The organism is Azohydromonas lata NBRC 102462 (genome assembly GCF_001571085.1).
GTDB classification, from domain to species: domain Bacteria; phylum Pseudomonadota; class Gammaproteobacteria; order Burkholderiales; family Burkholderiaceae_C; genus Azohydromonas; species Azohydromonas lata.
This window is the reverse complement of sequence record NZ_BCTC01000288.1, coordinates 1-1,115: the sequence shown is the minus strand read 5'-3', so window position 1 is coordinate 1,115 and position 1,115 is coordinate 1. Positions and strand designations below refer to the sequence as shown.

Below are 1,115 nucleotides of genomic sequence, written 5' to 3'. Positions count from 1 at the left end.
CCTTCGTGGTGCTGGTGCTTTCCCGGCTGCTGCTGGCGCGCCTGAAGAAGGGCGAGGGAGCGCGCGCATGAGCATGAAACCCATGACTGTCACGACCTTGTCCCTGGACGCACGCCGCCTGGCCAAGCACCGCGCGCGCAAGCGCACCAACGCCGTCGCTCTGGCCCTGGCCCTGGCCGCCATGGCCTTCGGCGTGTTCTGGCTGGTCTGGATCCTGTGGGAGACGCTGCGCCTGGGCCTGCCCGCGCTGTCGCTGCAAGTGTTCACGCAGATGACGCCCGCGCCGCAATCTGAGGGCGGTGGCCTGGCCAACGCCTTGTTCGGCTCGCTGCTCATGGTGGGCCTGGCCACGCTGATCGGTACGCCCGTGGGCGTGATGGCCGGCATCTACCTCGCCGAGTACGGGCGCAAGGGCTGGTTGGGCGGCGCCACGCGCTTCATCAACGACATCCTGCTGTCGGCGCCCTCCATCGTCATCGGCCTCTTCGTCTACTCGGTGGTGGTGACGACCACCAAGGGATTTTCAGGCTGGGCCGGCGTACTGGCGCTCACGCTCATCGTCATCCCGATCGTCGTGCGCACCACGGAGAACATGCTCTCGCTGGTGCCCAACGCGCTGCGCGAGGCGGCCTATGCCCTGGGTACGCCCAAGTGGAAAGTGATCGGCGCCGTCACGCTCAAGGCCGCGCGCTCCGGCGTGCTCACCGGCGTGCTGCTGGCGTTGGCACGCGTTTCCGGCGAAACCGCGCCGCTGCTCTTCACCGCGCTGTCCAACCAGTTCTGGAACGCCGACCTGACGCAGCCGCTGGCCAGCCTGCCGGTGACCATCTTCAAGTTCGCCATGAGCCCCTACCAGAACTGGCAGGAGTTGGCTTGGGCGGGCGTCTTCCTCATCACGATGGGCGTGCTCGCGCTCAACATCGCCGCGCGCGTGCTGCTGCGGCAAAAGCACTGACACACAAGCACCATGAACGCCGCCGTCGCCCAACAAACCGAGCTCGACTACGCGCTGCCTGCACACGAGCAGGCCAAGCTCTCCGTGCGGGACCTGCGCTTCTATTACGGCAACTTCCTCGCGCTCAAGCACATCAATCTCGACATCCCGGAGAGGAAAG

At 66.5% G+C, this 1,115-nt stretch carries 1 protein-coding gene; it reads left to right on the top strand.

What is annotated here, in order from left to right; translation table 11 throughout:
- Positions 1–73: 73 nt before the first annotated feature.
- On the top strand, positions 74–955 hold the full coding sequence (gene pstA / locus ALA01S_RS31140; RefSeq protein ID WP_238456035.1) for a phosphate ABC transporter permease PstA: 882 nt from the start codon (positions 74–76) through the stop codon (positions 953–955).
- The last annotated feature ends 160 nt before the right edge of the window (positions 956–1,115 follow it).